At 52.2% G+C, this 15,284-nt stretch carries 10 protein-coding genes; 3 read left to right on the top strand and 7 right to left on the bottom strand.

Features of this window, described 5'->3' with window-relative positions; all coding sequences use genetic code 11:
• Positions 1 to 11 precede the first annotated feature (11 nt).
• From ACR1UW_RS05145 to ACR1UW_RS05130, 4 genes are all read right to left on the bottom strand, one after another.
• Positions 12 to 1,547, bottom strand: coding sequence for an alpha-amylase family glycosyl hydrolase (locus tag ACR1UW_RS05145; protein WP_033013805.1), 1,536 nt, complete (start codon positions 1,545 to 1,547; stop codon positions 12 to 14).
• A 72-nt stretch (positions 1,548 to 1,619) separates the two neighbouring features.
• Positions 1,620 to 2,462: a sugar ABC transporter permease gene (locus ACR1UW_RS05140; RefSeq protein WP_498934766.1), complete on the bottom strand. Its 843-nt coding sequence runs from the start codon at positions 2,460 to 2,462 to the stop codon at positions 1,620 to 1,622.
• Positions 2,462 to 3,742, bottom strand: coding sequence for a carbohydrate ABC transporter permease (locus ACR1UW_RS05135; protein WP_237419892.1), 1,281 nt, complete (start codon positions 3,740 to 3,742; stop codon positions 2,462 to 2,464). The genes ACR1UW_RS05140 and ACR1UW_RS05135 overlap by 1 nt, the downstream gene beginning before the upstream one ends.
• Before the next feature lie 69 nt (positions 3,743 to 3,811).
• A complete protein-coding gene (locus ACR1UW_RS05130; RefSeq protein ID WP_498934763.1) occupies positions 3,812 to 5,083 on the bottom strand; it encodes a sugar ABC transporter substrate-binding protein in 1,272 nt (423 codons plus the stop codon).
• 253 nt (positions 5,084 to 5,336) lie between these two features.
• On the opposite strand from ACR1UW_RS05130, the gene ACR1UW_RS05125 reads away from it, so the two are divergent.
• Positions 5,337 to 7,103: an alpha-glycosidase gene (locus ACR1UW_RS05125; protein ID WP_276521843.1), complete on the top strand. Its 1,767-nt coding sequence runs from the start codon at positions 5,337 to 5,339 to the stop codon at positions 7,101 to 7,103.
• A gap of 60 nt (positions 7,104 to 7,163) precedes the next feature.
• On the opposite strand, the gene ACR1UW_RS05120 is transcribed toward ACR1UW_RS05125, so the two are convergent.
• Positions 7,164 to 8,024, bottom strand: a complete 861-nt coding sequence (locus ACR1UW_RS05120; RefSeq protein WP_011230205.1) for an AraC family transcriptional regulator — start codon at positions 8,022 to 8,024, stop codon at positions 7,164 to 7,166.
• Positions 8,025 to 8,148: 124 nt separating this feature from the next.
• On the opposite strand from ACR1UW_RS05120, the gene ACR1UW_RS05115 reads away from it, so the two are divergent.
• Positions 8,149 to 9,501, top strand: a complete 1,353-nt coding sequence (locus tag ACR1UW_RS05115; RefSeq protein ID WP_033011702.1) for an MATE family efflux transporter — start codon at positions 8,149 to 8,151, stop codon at positions 9,499 to 9,501.
• A 43-nt stretch (positions 9,502 to 9,544) separates the two neighbouring features.
• Here the strand turns inward: ACR1UW_RS05115 and asnB are convergent, their stop codons facing one another.
• On the bottom strand, positions 9,545 to 11,392 hold the full coding sequence (asnB, locus tag ACR1UW_RS05110) for an asparagine synthase (glutamine-hydrolyzing) (protein WP_033011703.1): 1,848 nt from the start codon (positions 11,390 to 11,392) through the stop codon (positions 9,545 to 9,547).
• 264 nt (positions 11,393 to 11,656) lie between these two features.
• Here asnB and ACR1UW_RS05105 point away from each other — a divergent pair, with 264 nt between their 5' ends.
• Positions 11,657 to 12,205, top strand: coding sequence for a DUF2777 domain-containing protein (locus tag ACR1UW_RS05105; RefSeq protein ID WP_033011704.1), 549 nt, complete (start codon positions 11,657 to 11,659; stop codon positions 12,203 to 12,205).
• A gap of 99 nt (positions 12,206 to 12,304) precedes the next feature.
• Here ACR1UW_RS05105 and ACR1UW_RS05100 read toward each other — a convergent pair whose 3' ends face one another.
• Positions 12,305 to 15,163, bottom strand: a complete 2,859-nt coding sequence (locus tag ACR1UW_RS05100) for an EAL domain-containing protein (protein ID WP_498934759.1) — start codon at positions 15,161 to 15,163, stop codon at positions 12,305 to 12,307.
• Between the last annotated feature and the right edge of the window lie 121 nt (positions 15,164 to 15,284).

Genomic DNA, 15,284 nt, shown 5'->3' with positions numbered 1-15,284 from the left:
CTTCTTTCCCTCTATTCCGGCATCCGCTTCGCCCGTTTTTTCACCAAATACAAAAACAAAAGAAACAACACGCAAACCGATACGATGGCGGCGATAAACGAAACGTTGATCCCTGTTTTTTCCCGCAGTTTGTACACTTCCGCCGTTTCGCGGTCGAGCACAAGATCGTATCCGTCGCCATCGCCGCGGACGAGATCGTCCAATAAAAAGCCGCGCAGTTCCTTGTTTTTTGGCAGCTGGTCGTTCGTTAGGTGAACGTGCTGCGTTTTGCCCGTGTTGTTGATGGCGATAACCGTTGTTTCATCTTTATATTGCCGTTTCCACACCGCCATGCCGTCTTTTTCATACAGGAGCGTAAAATCGCCGCGCCGCAAAGACGGCAGCTGTTGGCGGAGCGGGCCGATTTTTTTCAAGTAATCGATGATCTCCGGATCGGCGCGGAAATCCATCAAGCGGCGGTTGTCCGGGTCTTCGCCGCCGTTCATGGCGATTTCCGTTCCGTAATACATGATCGGGATGCCGGGGGCGGTGAACAAATACGTCATCGCCAGCTTGATGCGTGAAATCGGATTGTTGCGGTTGTCAATCGAAAGTTTCGTAAACCGCACGTTATCGTGATTGTCCAAAAACGTCCCGAGCAAGTACGGGCGGTCGTAAAACGTTTTGTTGTATTCCCAGACGTCATACAACGGCCGGAGCGATGCATCGCGCCTAGCAAGCGACTGCTTCACCGCGCCATACAGCGGATAATCGACAAAACCGTCGATGCCGTATTGGCCGTACTCGGCAATATAGCGCGGATCGTCGCTCCACACTTCGCCAAGAAGGAAAAAGTCTTGTTTCACCGATTTCACTTCTTTGGCAAACTCCTGCCAAAATGATTTTGGCACATGGCGCACCGTATCGAGGCGATAGCCGTCAATGTCCGTTTCTTTGATCCACCATTTGGCCGCATCGATTAAATATTTCTTGACTTCTGGATTTTCCTGCGCTAAATCCGGCAGCCCATACACCCATCCGTTTTCTAGTTGTGTTTGATCATTCCAGTCGAAAATCTCTTTTTTCGGATGGAACCAATCTTTTTTCGCCGGGTCGCGAAGCCATGGATGGTCGTAGCCGACATGGTTGGCGACAAAGTCCAAGATGACTTTCATATGGCGCTTGTGCGCTTCTTTGACAAGCGTCTTCAAATCATCCAGCGTGCCGAAATGCGGATCGACGCGATAAAAATCTTTGATCCAATACCCGTGGTATCCGCCCGGCATGTTTTCGAAAATCGGCGTCAGCCAAATGGCCGTAAATCCCATCTCCTTGATGTAATCGAGTTTCGCCGTCACTCCTTTCAAGTCGCCGCCGAAATACCCTTTCGGATCGTTGACATTGACGCCCTTGTCATTCGTCGGATCCATATTGTTAAACCGGTCGACCATAATGAAATAAATCGCTTCATCTTGCCACGTCCGTTCTTCTTTTTCCGCCGCCTGCACCGGCCAGGCATAAAAAAGAAGGAACGGAAGGACGAGCAGCATAAAGAGCCGGTTCCCCATTTCCATTCCTCCCTTCCCGATTCATTTGCTCATTCGGAAACGGGTAAGCCCACTATTCTATGACATCGGTTCTTACCCTTTTGTGCCACCGGCCGTTAAGCCGGAAATCAAATACCGTTGCAGGAACAAAAAGACGACGGCGATCGGCGCGGCAATCAAAATCGAGCCGGCGGCAAAGCGGGTGAAGTTGTTCGCAAACCGGTCGCTGATGAAGTTAAACAGCCCGACCGCCAATGTAAATTTGTCCGGGTCGCGCAACACGATCGACGGCAGCAAAAAGTCGGTGAACGGCGCCATAAAGTTGAACAACGCGACAACGGCCAAAATCGGCTTGGCTAAGGGCAGCATAATGCGGAAAAAGACGCCGAAGTGACCGGCACCGTCGATGCGCGCCGCCTCATCCAGCTCGCGCGGGATCGTGTCAAAGTAGCCTTTGACCAGCCAGGCGTTAAACGGAATTTGCCCGCCGACGTAAATGAGAATGAGTCCCCAAAGCGAATCGAGCAAATTGAGCATATTGAGCAAAATATAGATCGCGACCATCGCCATGAGCGACGGAAACATTTGCAACACTAAAAACAAATACAGCCCCGTTTTCCGCCCGACGAATTGGTAGCGCGAAAACGCATAGGCGATGAGCGCCGTAAACAAGACGGACAACACCGCATTGACCGTCGCAACAAACAAGCTGTTTTTATACCAAAGCAAATAATCGCTGTTCGGACTGGTAAACAACCACTTATAGTGCTCAAACGACCACTTCTCCGGGATGAGCGACGCCGAATACAAGCTCGTTCCTGGATTGAGCGACATGCTGATCGTCCAAAGAAGCGGATAGGCGATGACGACAAACATGAAGGCGATAAACAAATAAATAAGCGCTACTTCCACGTGCGATTTCCATTTGCGGTTCATCAAATGTTCCCCTCCTCTTTAAAGGAACGGGTGCGCCGGAACTGGTAAATGGCAAACCCGCTGACGATCAAGCCGATGATGAGCGAGATCGCCGCTGCCATATTGTAGTTGTTCGTCGTGAACGTCAAATCGTACACCCATGAAATGAGAATGTCCGTTCCGCCGGCGTTTTGCCCGCGCACGGCCGGGCCGCCGTCGTTGAACAAATAGATGATGTTAAAGTTGTTGAAATTGCCGGCATATTGCATAATCAACAGCGGTGCGGTCGCATACAAGACGTGCGGCAGCGTGATCGATTTGAACTTTTGCCAGCGCGTCGCTCCGTCGATGTCGGCCGCTTCGTACCAGTCGCGGGAAATGCTTTGCAAAACGCCGGTAAACAACGCAAATACGAATGGGAAGCCAAGCCACGTTTGAATCAAAATAAGCGCCACTTTTGTCCAAAACGGATCGGTCATCCACGGGACCGACACCCCAAACAAACTCAACACTTCGCGGTTGATGGCGCCGAATTTGTCGTTGAACATCGCCGCAAACACCAAAATCGTGACAAACGATGGCACGGCCCACGGCAAAATCAACACCGTGCGGATGAACCGCTTAAACTTGATGCGCGGGTCGTTGACAAGCAACGCCAAAAACAGGCCAAGGGCGATTTGCATCGTTGTCGCGACAACTGTCCAAACGATTGTCCACGCGAGGACGCTAAAAAACGTGCTTTTCCAAATCGGGATGGAGACTAAGTTTTTGAAGTTTTCAAATCCAACCCAATTCAACAAATGCCGCGGCGGCGAGTGGTACAAGTTGTAGTCGGTAAATGCGAGCGACACCATAAACAACAGCGGCAGCACAACGATAAACAACAGCATCACAAGCCCGGGCGTGACAAAGATGTACGGAAATCCTTTATCCCAAGCGTTGCGGCACGATTCCCACAGCGACGGAAACGGTTCGCCCCTTTGCCGGCGGCGGGCGTCGTTGCGCGCATCAATGATGTTCGCAATATGCAGGGCGGCCGCAAATGCGATGATGATGACCGAAACCAATCCTTGAATCAAGAGAAAAATCGAATGATCCAACATCGGAATTTCGCCAAGCGTGACGAGTCCCCACAGCCCGATGTTTAAAAAGTTATAAAACGTCAGCAAAAACGAAGCTTCAATGATGATGAACAAGATGCCTTTGACATACCGGCGGTTGTACAACTGCCCAAGGCCGGCAAACAACAAAGACAGCGCCATCGCCACCGCCGGCCGATGGCGGACGTTTGCTTCCGGCATTCCAATCCCCCCTATCATATGGATAAGAATAGTGGATAGGGCTGATCCTATCCACCACGACATCACTCGTTATTTTCCAGCGCCGCTGGCAGCGATTTTATCTTGAATCGTTTTCACTGCCTCACTGAGCACCGCTTTCGGGTTTTCGCCTTTCGCGATAAATTGCAACGCATTGCCCATCGGCTCCCACACTTGCGACATTTCCGGCACGTTCGGCATCGGCTCGCCGTATTGGATTTGCTCCGCAAAACCGGCGATCAGCGGGTCGTTCGTAATTTTCTCATTCGTCAACGCTTTTTCGTTCGCCGGCATTTCGCCTGCCACTTCATAGTAATGGAGCGAATTTTCTTCGTTCGTCACAAACTTCATGAAGTCGACCGCCCATTCTTTGTTTTGCGAATAGGCTGATAACATCCATGTTTTCACGCCGACGAACGATTTCGGATGCTCGCCGTTGTCTAAGACCGGAAGCGGTGCGGTCGCTAATTTGTCGCCCAACGCTTCTTTATACTGCGCGATGTTCCATGGTCCGGTGATGGCAACCGCCACATTTCCTTTCGTAAACAGCCCGTTCATAATATCGCCGTTGATTTCTTTCGGAATGTATCCGTTTTTAAACCACGATTGGACGAGCTCGGCTCCTTTGACGGCTCCATCATTCGCGAGCCCAATGTCGCTTGTGTCGTATTTGCCGTTTTCATTTTTAAACACATAGCCGCCGTATCCGGAGAAGAACGGATAAACGAAATAGAAATTCGTCGCTTCCATTAAAAAGCCGTATTGGTCTTTGGCCGCATTCGTTTTTTCCTTGGCGATCTTCATCAAGTCATCCAGCGTTTTCGGCGCTTCCGGCACTAAATTTTTATTGTAGAACACGCCGTATGTTTCAACGACCATCGGCACGCCATACGTCTTTCCGTCATAGGTGACCGCGTTGATGGCCGTCGGACTGTACTCGCCTTTCGCATCGCCAAGGTCGACTGGATCGGCCAATCCTTGCAGCACAATGTCGCCGATGCGGTCATGCGGCTGGTAGAACACATCCGGCCCTTTGCCAGCCGGTCCGTCGAGCGCTAGTTTTTTCGTTTGATCGAGCATGCTGACCGCAACCATCTCGATTTTGATTCCGGTTTTTTCTGTGTACTTTTGGAAAATATCTTTTAATGCTTGTTTCTGCTTTTCGTCGTCGTTCACCCAAACGACTAGTTTGTCCGGTTTTTCCGCCTTTTCGGTTGTTCCTTGACTTTCTTTCGGCTGTTGAATGTCCCGTTTCGGTCCGCAGGCAGCGAGCACGCCCACGAGCAGCACAGCCATGAGAAACAAAGACAATGTTTTCTTCATGCTCTCCCTCCTCTTTTGATCGACTCTTTTTCAGTGCAACCGTAGCGAAATCGTTTGCGCATTAAAATCGCAATCACTCCGATGAAAACGATTGCACCTTTCAACTCTATTATATCGTCTATTTTTCATTTTACAAGCTTATTTTCTATGAAATTTGACTTTTTTTTTTACATTGGTGTACGCTTTGTTTAACGGAAGTCTATCATGCAAACGATTGCTTTCACCCAAATTGGATTCAAGAGGGGGAACGATGATGCAAAAAGAAGCCATTCACCACCGCCCGACTGACAACTTCGCCTATGCCTATGATGGCGAAACGCTTCATCTTCGGCTTCGGACAAAAAAAGATGATGTTGATCGGGTGGAGCTGTTGCACGGCGACCCGTACGAGTGGCAAGACGGCGCCTGGCAGTTTCAAACGATGCCGATGCAGAAAACGGGAAGCGACGAACGATTTGACTATTGGTTCGCCGAGGTCAGACCGCCATATCGGCGGCTGCGCTATGGGTTTGTGCTTCGAGCTGGGGGCGAACAACTGGTCTATACGGAAAAAGGATTTTACCATGAAGCTCCGAGTGACGACACCGCTTACTACTTTTGCTTTCCCTTTCTTCATCGGGTCGACCTGTTCCAAGCGCCGGGCTGGGTAAAAGACACCGTATGGTATCAAATTTTCCCTGAGCGGTTCGCCAACGGCAACCCGGCCATCAGTCCGGAAGGAGCGCGGCCGTGGGGAAGCGAAGACCCAACGCCGACAAGTTTTTTTGGGGGGGATTTGCAAGGAATTATCGACCATCTCGATTACTTGGCTGACCTTGGCATCACCGGCCTTTACTTGACGCCGATTTTCCGCGCGCCGTCGAACCATAAATACGACACCGCTGATTATTTTGAAATCGACCCGCACTTTGGGGACAAAGAGACGTTGAAAACACTTGTCAAGCGCTGCCATGAAAAAGGGATCCGCGTCATGCTCGATGCAGTCTTCAACCATTGCGGCTATGAGTTTGCCCCGTTTCAAGATGTGTTGAAAAACGGCGCAGCCTCTCGGTATAAAGATTGGTTCCATATTCGCGAGTTTCCGCTCCAAACCGAGCCGCGCCCGAACTACGACACATTTGCGTTCGTGCCGCACATGCCGAAACTCAACACCGCTCATCCGGAAGTGAAGCGCTACTTGCTTGATGTCGCGACGTACTGGATTCGCGAGTTTGATATTGACGGCTGGCGGCTCGATGTGGCGAACGAAATCGATCATCAATTTTGGCGCGAATTCCGGCAGGCAGTGAAGGCGCTAAAGCCCGATGTGTACATTCTCGGCGAGATTTGGCATGACGCCATGCCGTGGTTGCGCGGCGACCAGTTTGACGCCGTCATGAACTACCCGTTCACGGACGGGGCGCTTCGCTTTTTCGCGAAAGAGGAAATCAGCGCCCGCCAGTTTGCCGATATCATGATCCGACTTCTTCATTCGTATCCGAAACAGGTGAACGAAGCGGCATTCAACTTGCTTGGCAGCCATGATACACCAAGGCTGCTTACGGTTTGCGGCGGCGACGTCCGCAAAGCGAAGTTGTTGTTTTTGTTCCAGCTGACGTTCACTGGTTCGCCGTGCATTTACTATGGCGATGAGATCGGCATGACGGGCGGAAACGATCCGGAGTGCCGGAAATGTATGGTGTGGGATCCAGAGAAGCAAAACAAAGAACTGTATGAACATGTCAAGCAACTGATCGCTCTTCGCAAGCAATATCGGGCGCTCCGGCGCGGAGATGTCTCCTTTCTTTCCGCCGACGACAACCCTAACCATCTCGTGTATGAAAAAATTGACGGCGCTGAAACCGTGCTCGTCATCATCAACCGAAGCAATGATGCCGCCGACATTCCGCTCCCGCTCGACCTTCGCGGAAAATGGCTTGTTGACCTCTTGACCGGAGAGCGGTTTGCGGCCGAGGCGGAAACGCTTTGCGCCTCTTTGCCTCCGTATGGGTTTGTGCTCTATAAAGTTGAAAGCTGGTAAGATGGCGCAGCCATGTGTTGCTTTGATCACAAACCGGTGCAGCGGTTCGCTGCGCCGGTTTTATGTACGCCTAGCCATGCGCCGGTATTCGGTCGGGGTCATCCCTTCCATCTTTTTGAATACACGCGAAAAATACGCGCCATCATCAATGCCGACCCGCTTGGCAACCGCCTCGACTGTTTCATTCGTTTCCGCAAGCCATTGCTTGGCTTTCGACAGGCGGTAATACGTCAAATAACGGCTAAATCCCATGCCCATCGTTTTTTGCATACAGCGGGTGATGTAATCGGGATGAAAACGGAGCCCTTTCGCAAGCATTTCGAGCGTAATCGGCTCGTTGAAATGTCGTTCGATGTACGCCACCGCCGCCGCACTGACTTGTTCCGCTGCACTTGGGACGGACAGCTCCTGCTTTTGCAAGTGCCAAAGAAATTCCACAAACAAAAGCAGCTGTCGGAGCGGCCGGTCCATATCCCGCTCCACGTTCGGCTCGACAAGTTGGGCGAGCAGCTGTTCGGCGCGCTCCCGTTGTTTCAGCTCCCCATATTGACGGATCGAAAGCCGGTATTGGATTGGCTCAGTGTACGTCGCCTCTTTTTCCATCACCGTTTGCCGGCTCGCCGGGCAGTCCGGAGCAACCGTGTAGTCCGGCAGCAAAAAGTGCAGCCAAACAAGCTCCGTTTTCTCTTCACACGGGCGGTGTCCGTAATGTTCGCGGCCGGGGATCAACAGCAAATATTGCCCGCTGCCGATGGCAAACTCGCGCCCGTTTTCCGTCATATACAAACAGCCTTGTTTCACATACAGCAAGTCAAATACGGTAAACGTGCGGCGAAAATGCCGTTTTCCTTTTGGAAATACGCTTTCCGCCCCTTTAATAAACACCGGCAGCGGTGGCAGCGAAAACGTAACATAATGCATTGTCCCCTCTCTCCTTGTCGGAAATGTGCAAGTGAAATCGCTTCTTTCTCTTTCCATTATGCAGCAAACTAGCTAAACTGAGTATATCGTTCAAGTCGGAATTTGAAAAAGGAGTTGTCTCAATATGCGCCAAGAGGCAAAAACATGGTCACTGTTCTCGTTAACGTGGCCGATTTTTATTGAAACGTTGCTTTATATGGTCATGGGCAACGCTGATACACTTATGCTCAGCCAGTACTCGGATCATGCGGTCGCCGCCGTCGGGGTGGCGAACCAAATCATCGCGTTAACGATCGTGCTGTTCAACTTCGTTGCCTTGGCGACCGCCGTACTTGTCGCCCAATACTTAGGCGCCCGGCGGGAGCAAGAAGCCATTGACGTGTCGCGCGTATCCCTTGCCGCCAATTTGCTGTTTGGGTTGCTGCTAAGCGCCGTTCTCGCCGCGTTTAGCCGGCCGATTTTGCGGCTGATGGGGCTGCCGGCTGAGCTGTTTGACGAGGGGAGCAGCTATTTGGCGATTGTCGGCGGGTTTTTGTTCGTCCAAGCGCTGATGATGACGGTCGGCGCCATCTTAAAAAGCTACGGCTTTACACGTGATACGATGTATGTCACGATCGGCATGAATGTACTCAATGTCATCGGAAACTACTTCCTTATTTTCGGCTCATTTGCTCTTCCTCCTCTTGGGGCGGAAGGAGCTGCTATTTCAACAGCAGCCAGCCGGTTGGCCGGCTTTGTTGTGCTCGTTGCCTTATTGCGCAAACGAACAGGTATTGCACTCGCGCCGCGTGCCTTTTGCGCCCTGCCGTTTCGCCACTTTCGTTCGCTATTGAAAATCGGTGTGCCGTCAGCCGGCGAGCACCTTTCCTACAATACAGCGCAAATGGTGATCACCTATTTGATTACGTGGCTGGGCGCCGAGGCGCTAACGGTACGAGTGTATACGCAAAACATTATGATGTTCGTCTTTTTGTTCGGCATCGCCATCAGCCAAGGGACGCAAATCCTTGTCGGCCATTTTGTTGGCGCCGGGCGGTATGAGGAAGCGTACGCCCGTTGTTTAAAAAGTTTGTACAGCGCCATTGGCATGTCCGTGTTGCTTGCTACAGCCGCCTATTGGTTCGCCGAACCGCTGCTCTCCTTCTTTACTGATGACGCGTCGATGATTGGGCTTGGGCGCAAACTGTTGCTTTTAACCATCATCCTTGAGCCGGGGCGGTCGTTTAATCTCGTCATCATCGGCTCGTTGCGGGCAGCCGGAGATGTGCAATTTCCGGTCTATATGGGCATTTTGTCGATGTGGGGCGTCGGGGTCACAGTGGCATACATCTTCGGCATTGCCCTTGGGTTTGGCCTTGTCGGCATTTGGCTGTCGTTCATCGCCGACGAATGGTTGCGCGGACTGTTGATGCTTCGGCGCTGGCGGTCGCGCGTCTGGATGAAAAAGACGGTGGCGCCGCAAGCGAAAATGGCATGAAGCCTCCCGCCACGAAAATAAGAGCTGCGCATCAGCGCAGCTCTTATTCTTTAATATGAATGCCGTAATGGTCAAACCAAACGTGCACTTGGCCAAGGTAGGCAAGCAGTTGCGGACCGGTCATCAGCTGTCCAAACCAAGGCACCTCGAATGACTTCCCTTCCGATTCAACGAGCGCCGTCAACTTTTCCGCGTCAAAAAACTCGTGTAAAATCGAAGAACGGTCGCGAAGCAGCTGTTCAAGCCATTGCTTCACCAGCTTCGTATACAATGGATGATGCGTTTTCGGGTACGGGCTTTTTTTCCGATAGAGCACCTCCTCCGGAAGCAGCCCTTCCAACGCCTTGCGCAAAATGCCTTTTTCGCGGCCGCCGTACATTTTCATTTCCCAAGGGATATTCCAGACATATTCCACAACCCGATGATCGGCAAACGGCACACGCACTTCCAAGCTTGCTCCCATGCTCATCCGGTCTTTTCGGTCAAGGAGCGTCGTCATAAACCAAATCATATTTAAATAAAACAGCTCGCGCCGCTTCGCTGCTTCCGCACTTTCCCCTTCCAGGCGCGGCACTTCGGCAATCGTCTGTTCATAGCGCATTTGCACGTAATCGTCGAGGCGGAGCTTTTGCCGCCATTCTTCCTTTAACAACCCGATGCGCGCCTCAATCGAGCGCATCCATGGAAATCCTTTGCGCGCCAAATCGTCCGGGCGATGAAACCATGGGTAGCCGCCAAAAATCTCATCGGCGCATTCTCCAGACAAACTGACGACAAACTGCTCGCGAATTTGTTTGCAAAACCAAAGAAGCGACGAATCGACATCAGCCATGCCCGGAACGTCGCGAACGATGACGGCTTCATGCAAATGGCGGAACAGTTCTTCTTGCGTGATCACGCAGCGATGATGAACCGTTTGAAATTTGTTTGACACCTGTTCGATAAATGGCGCATCCGTGTTTGGTTGAAAATCGTTGGCTTTGAAATACTGGTCGTTTCCTTCATAATCGATCGAGTAGGTGTGCAGCGGCCCTTTTCCATCTGCCGCGAAAGCATTGGCGGCAATCCCTGTAATGGCGCTTGAATCGACTCCACCGGATAGAAATGTGCAGACCGGCACATCGGAAACGAGTTGGCGCGTGACCGCATCCGTCAATAGAAAGCGCAGCTTTTCGACCGTTTCCTCGAACGAATCGCGGTGGACGTCGCTTTCGACATTCCAATACCGCCAAATGCGAAGCCCGCTGCGAGAGAACGTGAGCGCATGTGCCGGGCGCAGCTCTCGAATGCCGTCAAACACACCGTGCCCCGGCGTGCGCGACGGCCCCAGCCCGAATACTTCCGCCAAGCCTTCATAATTGACTTCCGCTTTCACATCCGGATGGGCCAAAATCGCCTTGATCTCAGATCCGAACAAAAGCTCCTTGGCATCTTGGCGATAAAACAGCGGTTTGACCCCGAGCCGGTCGCGCGCCATAAATAGCTGCTCCCGTTCTTCATCCCAAACGGCAAAGGCAAAAATGCCGTTGAGCCAGTCAACACATTGTTCTTTCCATTCGATATAAGCGGCGAGCAGCACTTCCGTATCGGAGTGGCCGTCAAACCGGTAACCTTTATGCAACAGCTCCTTCCGGATGTCTTCCGTATTGTACAGCTCGCCATTGTAAACGATTGTGTAACGCCGTCCGTTTTTGTTCCGGATCATCGGTTGTTTGCCGCCAGCCGGGTCAACCACAACGAGCCGCTTATGCCCGAACGCGGCATGGACGTCAAGCCATGTATTTGTATCATCCGGCCCGCGTTTCGCGAGCGTCTCTGTCATCTCGGCAATCGTTTTCCGCTCACGGCGCAAATCGCGCCCGAAATGCACCCAGCCAGTAATGCCACACATACGAACCAATCCTTTCCTTATCAAAATGACAGGCAACTGTTCTTCGCCGAACTGTTCGCATTGTTCTTTGGATCGCCCGTTCTTTTTTCTTGCGGATCTCGTGGGCTGCCGCCATTTTCCCCAAGGCGCTAGCCCTCCCCGCATCGGCATGATTCCATTTTATGCACCACGGGTCATTTCGATGAATTGTCCGATGTCAACAATAACGTGAATAAACGGACGAAAAGGTGGAAAAAAAGAGAAGTACAAGGAGGATGAGAGACATTGAATATTGAAGAGCGCCTGCATTGCATTGCTGAACAGCCGCGGGCTTACGTGCAAGGAACAGCGGAGTTTGTCAACAATGAATGGGTGTTTTTTGATGAGGAAGCAGAGGAAGCGGCGTTAGTCGAGGAGATGGCCCAGCAAGGGATTGAACTGTTCCGCTATGGGCATTGGCTGTCCGGACGGTGGCAGGAAAACGGCACGATCGCGACCGACCTCGGCATCTTCCCCCTCACTGACGGCGACCGCATCCGCTTCCGCAAACAGCTGACATACGCGTACCGGCAATGGCTTGCCTCGCTTCCCAATCCGTCCTTTTTTCAATACGTCCAATGGCTGAACCATCTTGGGTTTTCGCTTTACGACTGCCTGTACTGCTACAACGGCTTATTGTTTGCCAAATCATCCGGCGTCAATTTTATGATCTATGACAATACAGAGCAAATCGCCAGCGTCCATCATTACTATGAACGCGGGCCGATGCCGGCCGACCGATTTGAAATAACATTCAACAGCGGCGAACGGGCGATTTGCGCCCAAATAGGCTGAGGACAAAAGCGGCCGGGCGGGTTCCCGCTGTTGACCGAACGTCTCCGCCTCGTGCCACAGGCTGCCGCCTCCTTTTTTCAAGGCGGTGGGCAAGCATCTTTACAACTGATTCATCTGGCGTCCGGTCATGTATGCGGCAATCTCCTCAGCGACAAGCGGCGGGCAGAGCGCATATCCTTGGGCATAACTGCATTGCAAATCGCGAAGCCGCTCGAGCTGCTCCAATGCCTCGACTCCCTCGGCGATCGTTTCCAGTCCGAGCCCGCGTCCCATGGTGATGATTGCTTTGACAATGGCGGCGTCGGACGCATTTGTATGGAGACGTTCGATAAACGCCCGGTCAATCTTCAAAATCGTCGCCGGCAGCTGCTTTAAATAATGAAACGAAGAATACCCGCTGCCGAAATCGTCGACGGCGATGCCGACCCCAAGCCGCTTCAACTCATCCAAAGTGCGCATCGTGCTCGATAGATGACGGAGCATGGAATGTTCAGTCAGTTCAAGACGCAAACATGATGGCAACAAATTCGACTGCTTGAGCGCTTGCTTCACGTCGTCAACGAACCGTTCGTGCTGAAATTGCACAGCAGAAACGTTGACGAAAATGGCTAGTTTATCGTTTCCTGTCTCCCTTTGCCATTGCTTTGTCTGCCGGCAAGCGGTTTGCAGCACCCAACGGCCGATTTCATGAATCAAGCCCGTCTCTTCCGCCAACGGAATAAACTCGTCCGGACGCACAAGCCCAAGCTTCGGATTCCGCCAACGGACCAGCGCTTCCGTCGCGATGACCGCGCCGGTATGTACGTCGACAATCGGCTGGTAGCAGAGGAACAGTTCGTTTTCCTCGATCGCCTTTCGCAAATAGCCGTCCATTTCAAGCCGGTGCATCATTTCGGCATTCATTTCGGGGCAGTAGCGCTCCACGCGATTGCCCCCGCCTTTTTTCGCCATATTGACCGCCATATCAGCGTGCCGAAGCAGCGCATGTTCGTCCTCTCCATCATCTGGAAACATCGCTAGACCAACGCTTGCCGTAACGAAAAATTCCTTTCCGTCGTACACAATCGGCCGCGCCACTTCGCGCACGATGCGGAGCGCCGCTTCCGTCGCCGCCTGGGCCTCTGTTTTGAGCGGAAAAAGCAAGCAAAACTTGTCGCCATGAAATCGGCCAAGCTCCGCACTAGGCGGCAAGACGCGGCGAATGCGCTCGACAAGCTGGCGCAAAATGTCATCTCCGGCGTAATGGCCGACGCTGTCGTTAATCCATTTAAACCGGTCCAAATCGATCAAAGCAACCGCTATCGTTCGCTGCTTCTGCTTGGCTTTATCCAGCTGTTTAGAAAACAATTCCATCCACTTTGTCCGATTTGGCAAGTTCGTATCGATGTCGTAATATGCTAAATAAGAGATTTTCTCTTCCGCTTTTTTTTGCTCGGTAATGTTGCGTCCAATTCCGTAAATGCCGACCTTTTTGCCATCCACAATGATGGGAATGTTTTTCATTTGAAACAAAAGCCGTTCTCCCGATTTCGTCGGAATCTCCAAGTTATACGTTTGGATATTCCCCCGCAGCGCTCGGTAAAAATAGCGGGTGACGCGGGGAACATCATTCGGATGAATATACTTGAGCGAATTCGTATACAAAATCTCTTCCTTTTTGTAACCAAGCACTTGTTCAAAGGCAGGATTGACGCTTGTCAAACGGCCGTGCAAATCTGTGGAATAGACAATGTCCGTGTTATGTTCAAACAACGATTTGTAGCGTTGCTCTGACATTTGCAGGCGAACATGCAGGCGCCCCATATCGCGTGAGGACGTGGACATGAGCTGGGCGAGCGTCATGATTCCTTCCGGCGGCGCCGGCAATGGCGACGACAAACTGTTCTCCGCTGATGCCGCTGTCTCCGTCAGCGACACAGCGGCAAACGCAGCCGTCCGCACCGCTGTAGCTGTATGTGCGTCTTTCACGAATACTTCGACAGCCGGAAAGAATGCAGCCTGTCCAAAAGCAGACATAACCCCGTCAAATAGCGGACGCGTATACCCACTGAGCGCCGCGCTGTAGTAAAAGAACATCCCCTCAGCCGATTGCTTGGCCGCATGCATGGCGGCGTCGCGCGCGCTCCAGTAAAGGGACGGGGCATGAACATAGGAAAAACGAACCTTTTCCCCATCATGGACGTGACCTCTTACGGCAACGGAACCGTCTGAATGGAGAGCGACAATCGGCAGGCAGACATCGCGCCCGTTTCGTTCGATAAGAAACGGGAATTCCACTCCGGAAAGCGGCAGACGGTCCATAAATTCTTTGCCTAAATATCGTTCCAAATACCATGACGGCTTTTGTCCATCAAGCTCATCAATTTGTTGGCCACTGCTTTTCGTAATGGAGAAGGATCGTCCGACAGGCTCCCATAAAAACGGGGCCATACAGTGGCTGCGAAGCGCAGTTCCACTGAATGAAACGGCCATGCCCCCGCTCACAATTCGTCCGTCGGACGAAAACAACGCACTGCCCTCAGGAAGCGCACAGCTGACCATGACCATCCGTTCATTGGCAAGCGGCAAGCGGCGAAGCAAGGACGGCAAAACAAAACGGCGGTCAGAAAACAGAAGAAGCAACGCCGTATCCCAGTGAATGACTGCCCCTGCAATGAGCTCCGCCAATTCGTCCGGGCGATCAAACTCCTCGGCCGGAAGCGCCAGCGATGAAACGGTGGAGGACAGCATCGACGCGATGCCAACGGCAATATCTCGCCCACCGGCCATTGGCAGAGGTCCTGCCATTCCGATCATATGGGCGCGCGGCCAACGGCAGGCCAGTTCAGCAACCATTCGATCCACTTCACCCACATCGCGGCCGGCGATTTGGATAAACTGCGGCTCGTCCAAGGAAGAACAATGCTCACTGAACAGACGATCCAATTCCTCAGCACGGCGGCAGCAGAACCAACGCATAAACGATCATGCCCCCTCCCGCTGACCAACGAGGTCGAAAAATTCAAAAAACATTGTTTGTTTTACCATATCATATTTTCGCCTTCGACAAAAGCGGCAACCAATAGAAGGCTGCCGCTTC

The organism is Geobacillus lituanicus, from assembly GCF_050994965.1.
Lineage (GTDB): Bacteria > Bacillota > Bacilli > Bacillales > Anoxybacillaceae > Geobacillus > Geobacillus stearothermophilus.
The sequence above is the reverse complement of the archived record's forward strand: the minus strand, read 5'-3'. Positions and strand labels throughout refer to the sequence as shown.

What these genes read in the sequence shown, in the direction of transcription:
- ACR1UW_RS05135 (WP_237419892.1), bottom strand. Translation starts at nt 3,742, where the DNA reads ATGCCGGAAGCAAACGTCCGCCATCGGCCGGCGGTGGCGATGGCGCTG.
- ACR1UW_RS05100 (WP_498934759.1), bottom strand. Translation starts at nt 15,163, where the DNA reads ATGCGTTGGTTCTGCTGCCGCCGTGCTGAGGAATTGGATCGTCTGTTC.
- ACR1UW_RS05115 (WP_033011702.1), top strand. Translation starts at nt 8,149, where the DNA reads ATGCGCCAAGAGGCAAAAACATGGTCACTGTTCTCGTTAACGTGGCCG.
- asnB (WP_033011703.1), bottom strand. Translation starts at nt 11,392, where the DNA reads ATGTGTGGCATTACTGGCTGGGTGCATTTCGGGCGCGATTTGCGCCGT.
- ACR1UW_RS05125 (WP_276521843.1), top strand. Translation starts at nt 5,337, where the DNA reads ATGCAAAAAGAAGCCATTCACCACCGCCCGACTGACAACTTCGCCTAT.
- ACR1UW_RS05130 (WP_498934763.1), bottom strand. Translation starts at nt 5,083, where the DNA reads ATGAAGAAAACATTGTCTTTGTTTCTCATGGCTGTGCTGCTCGTGGGC.
- ACR1UW_RS05140 (WP_498934766.1), bottom strand. Translation starts at nt 2,462, where the DNA reads ATGAACCGCAAATGGAAATCGCACGTGGAAGTAGCGCTTATTTATTTG.
- ACR1UW_RS05145 (WP_033013805.1), bottom strand. Translation starts at nt 1,547, where the DNA reads ATGGGGAACCGGCTCTTTATGCTGCTCGTCCTTCCGTTCCTTCTTTTT.
- ACR1UW_RS05120 (WP_011230205.1), bottom strand. Translation starts at nt 8,024, where the DNA reads ATGCATTATGTTACGTTTTCGCTGCCACCGCTGCCGGTGTTTATTAAA.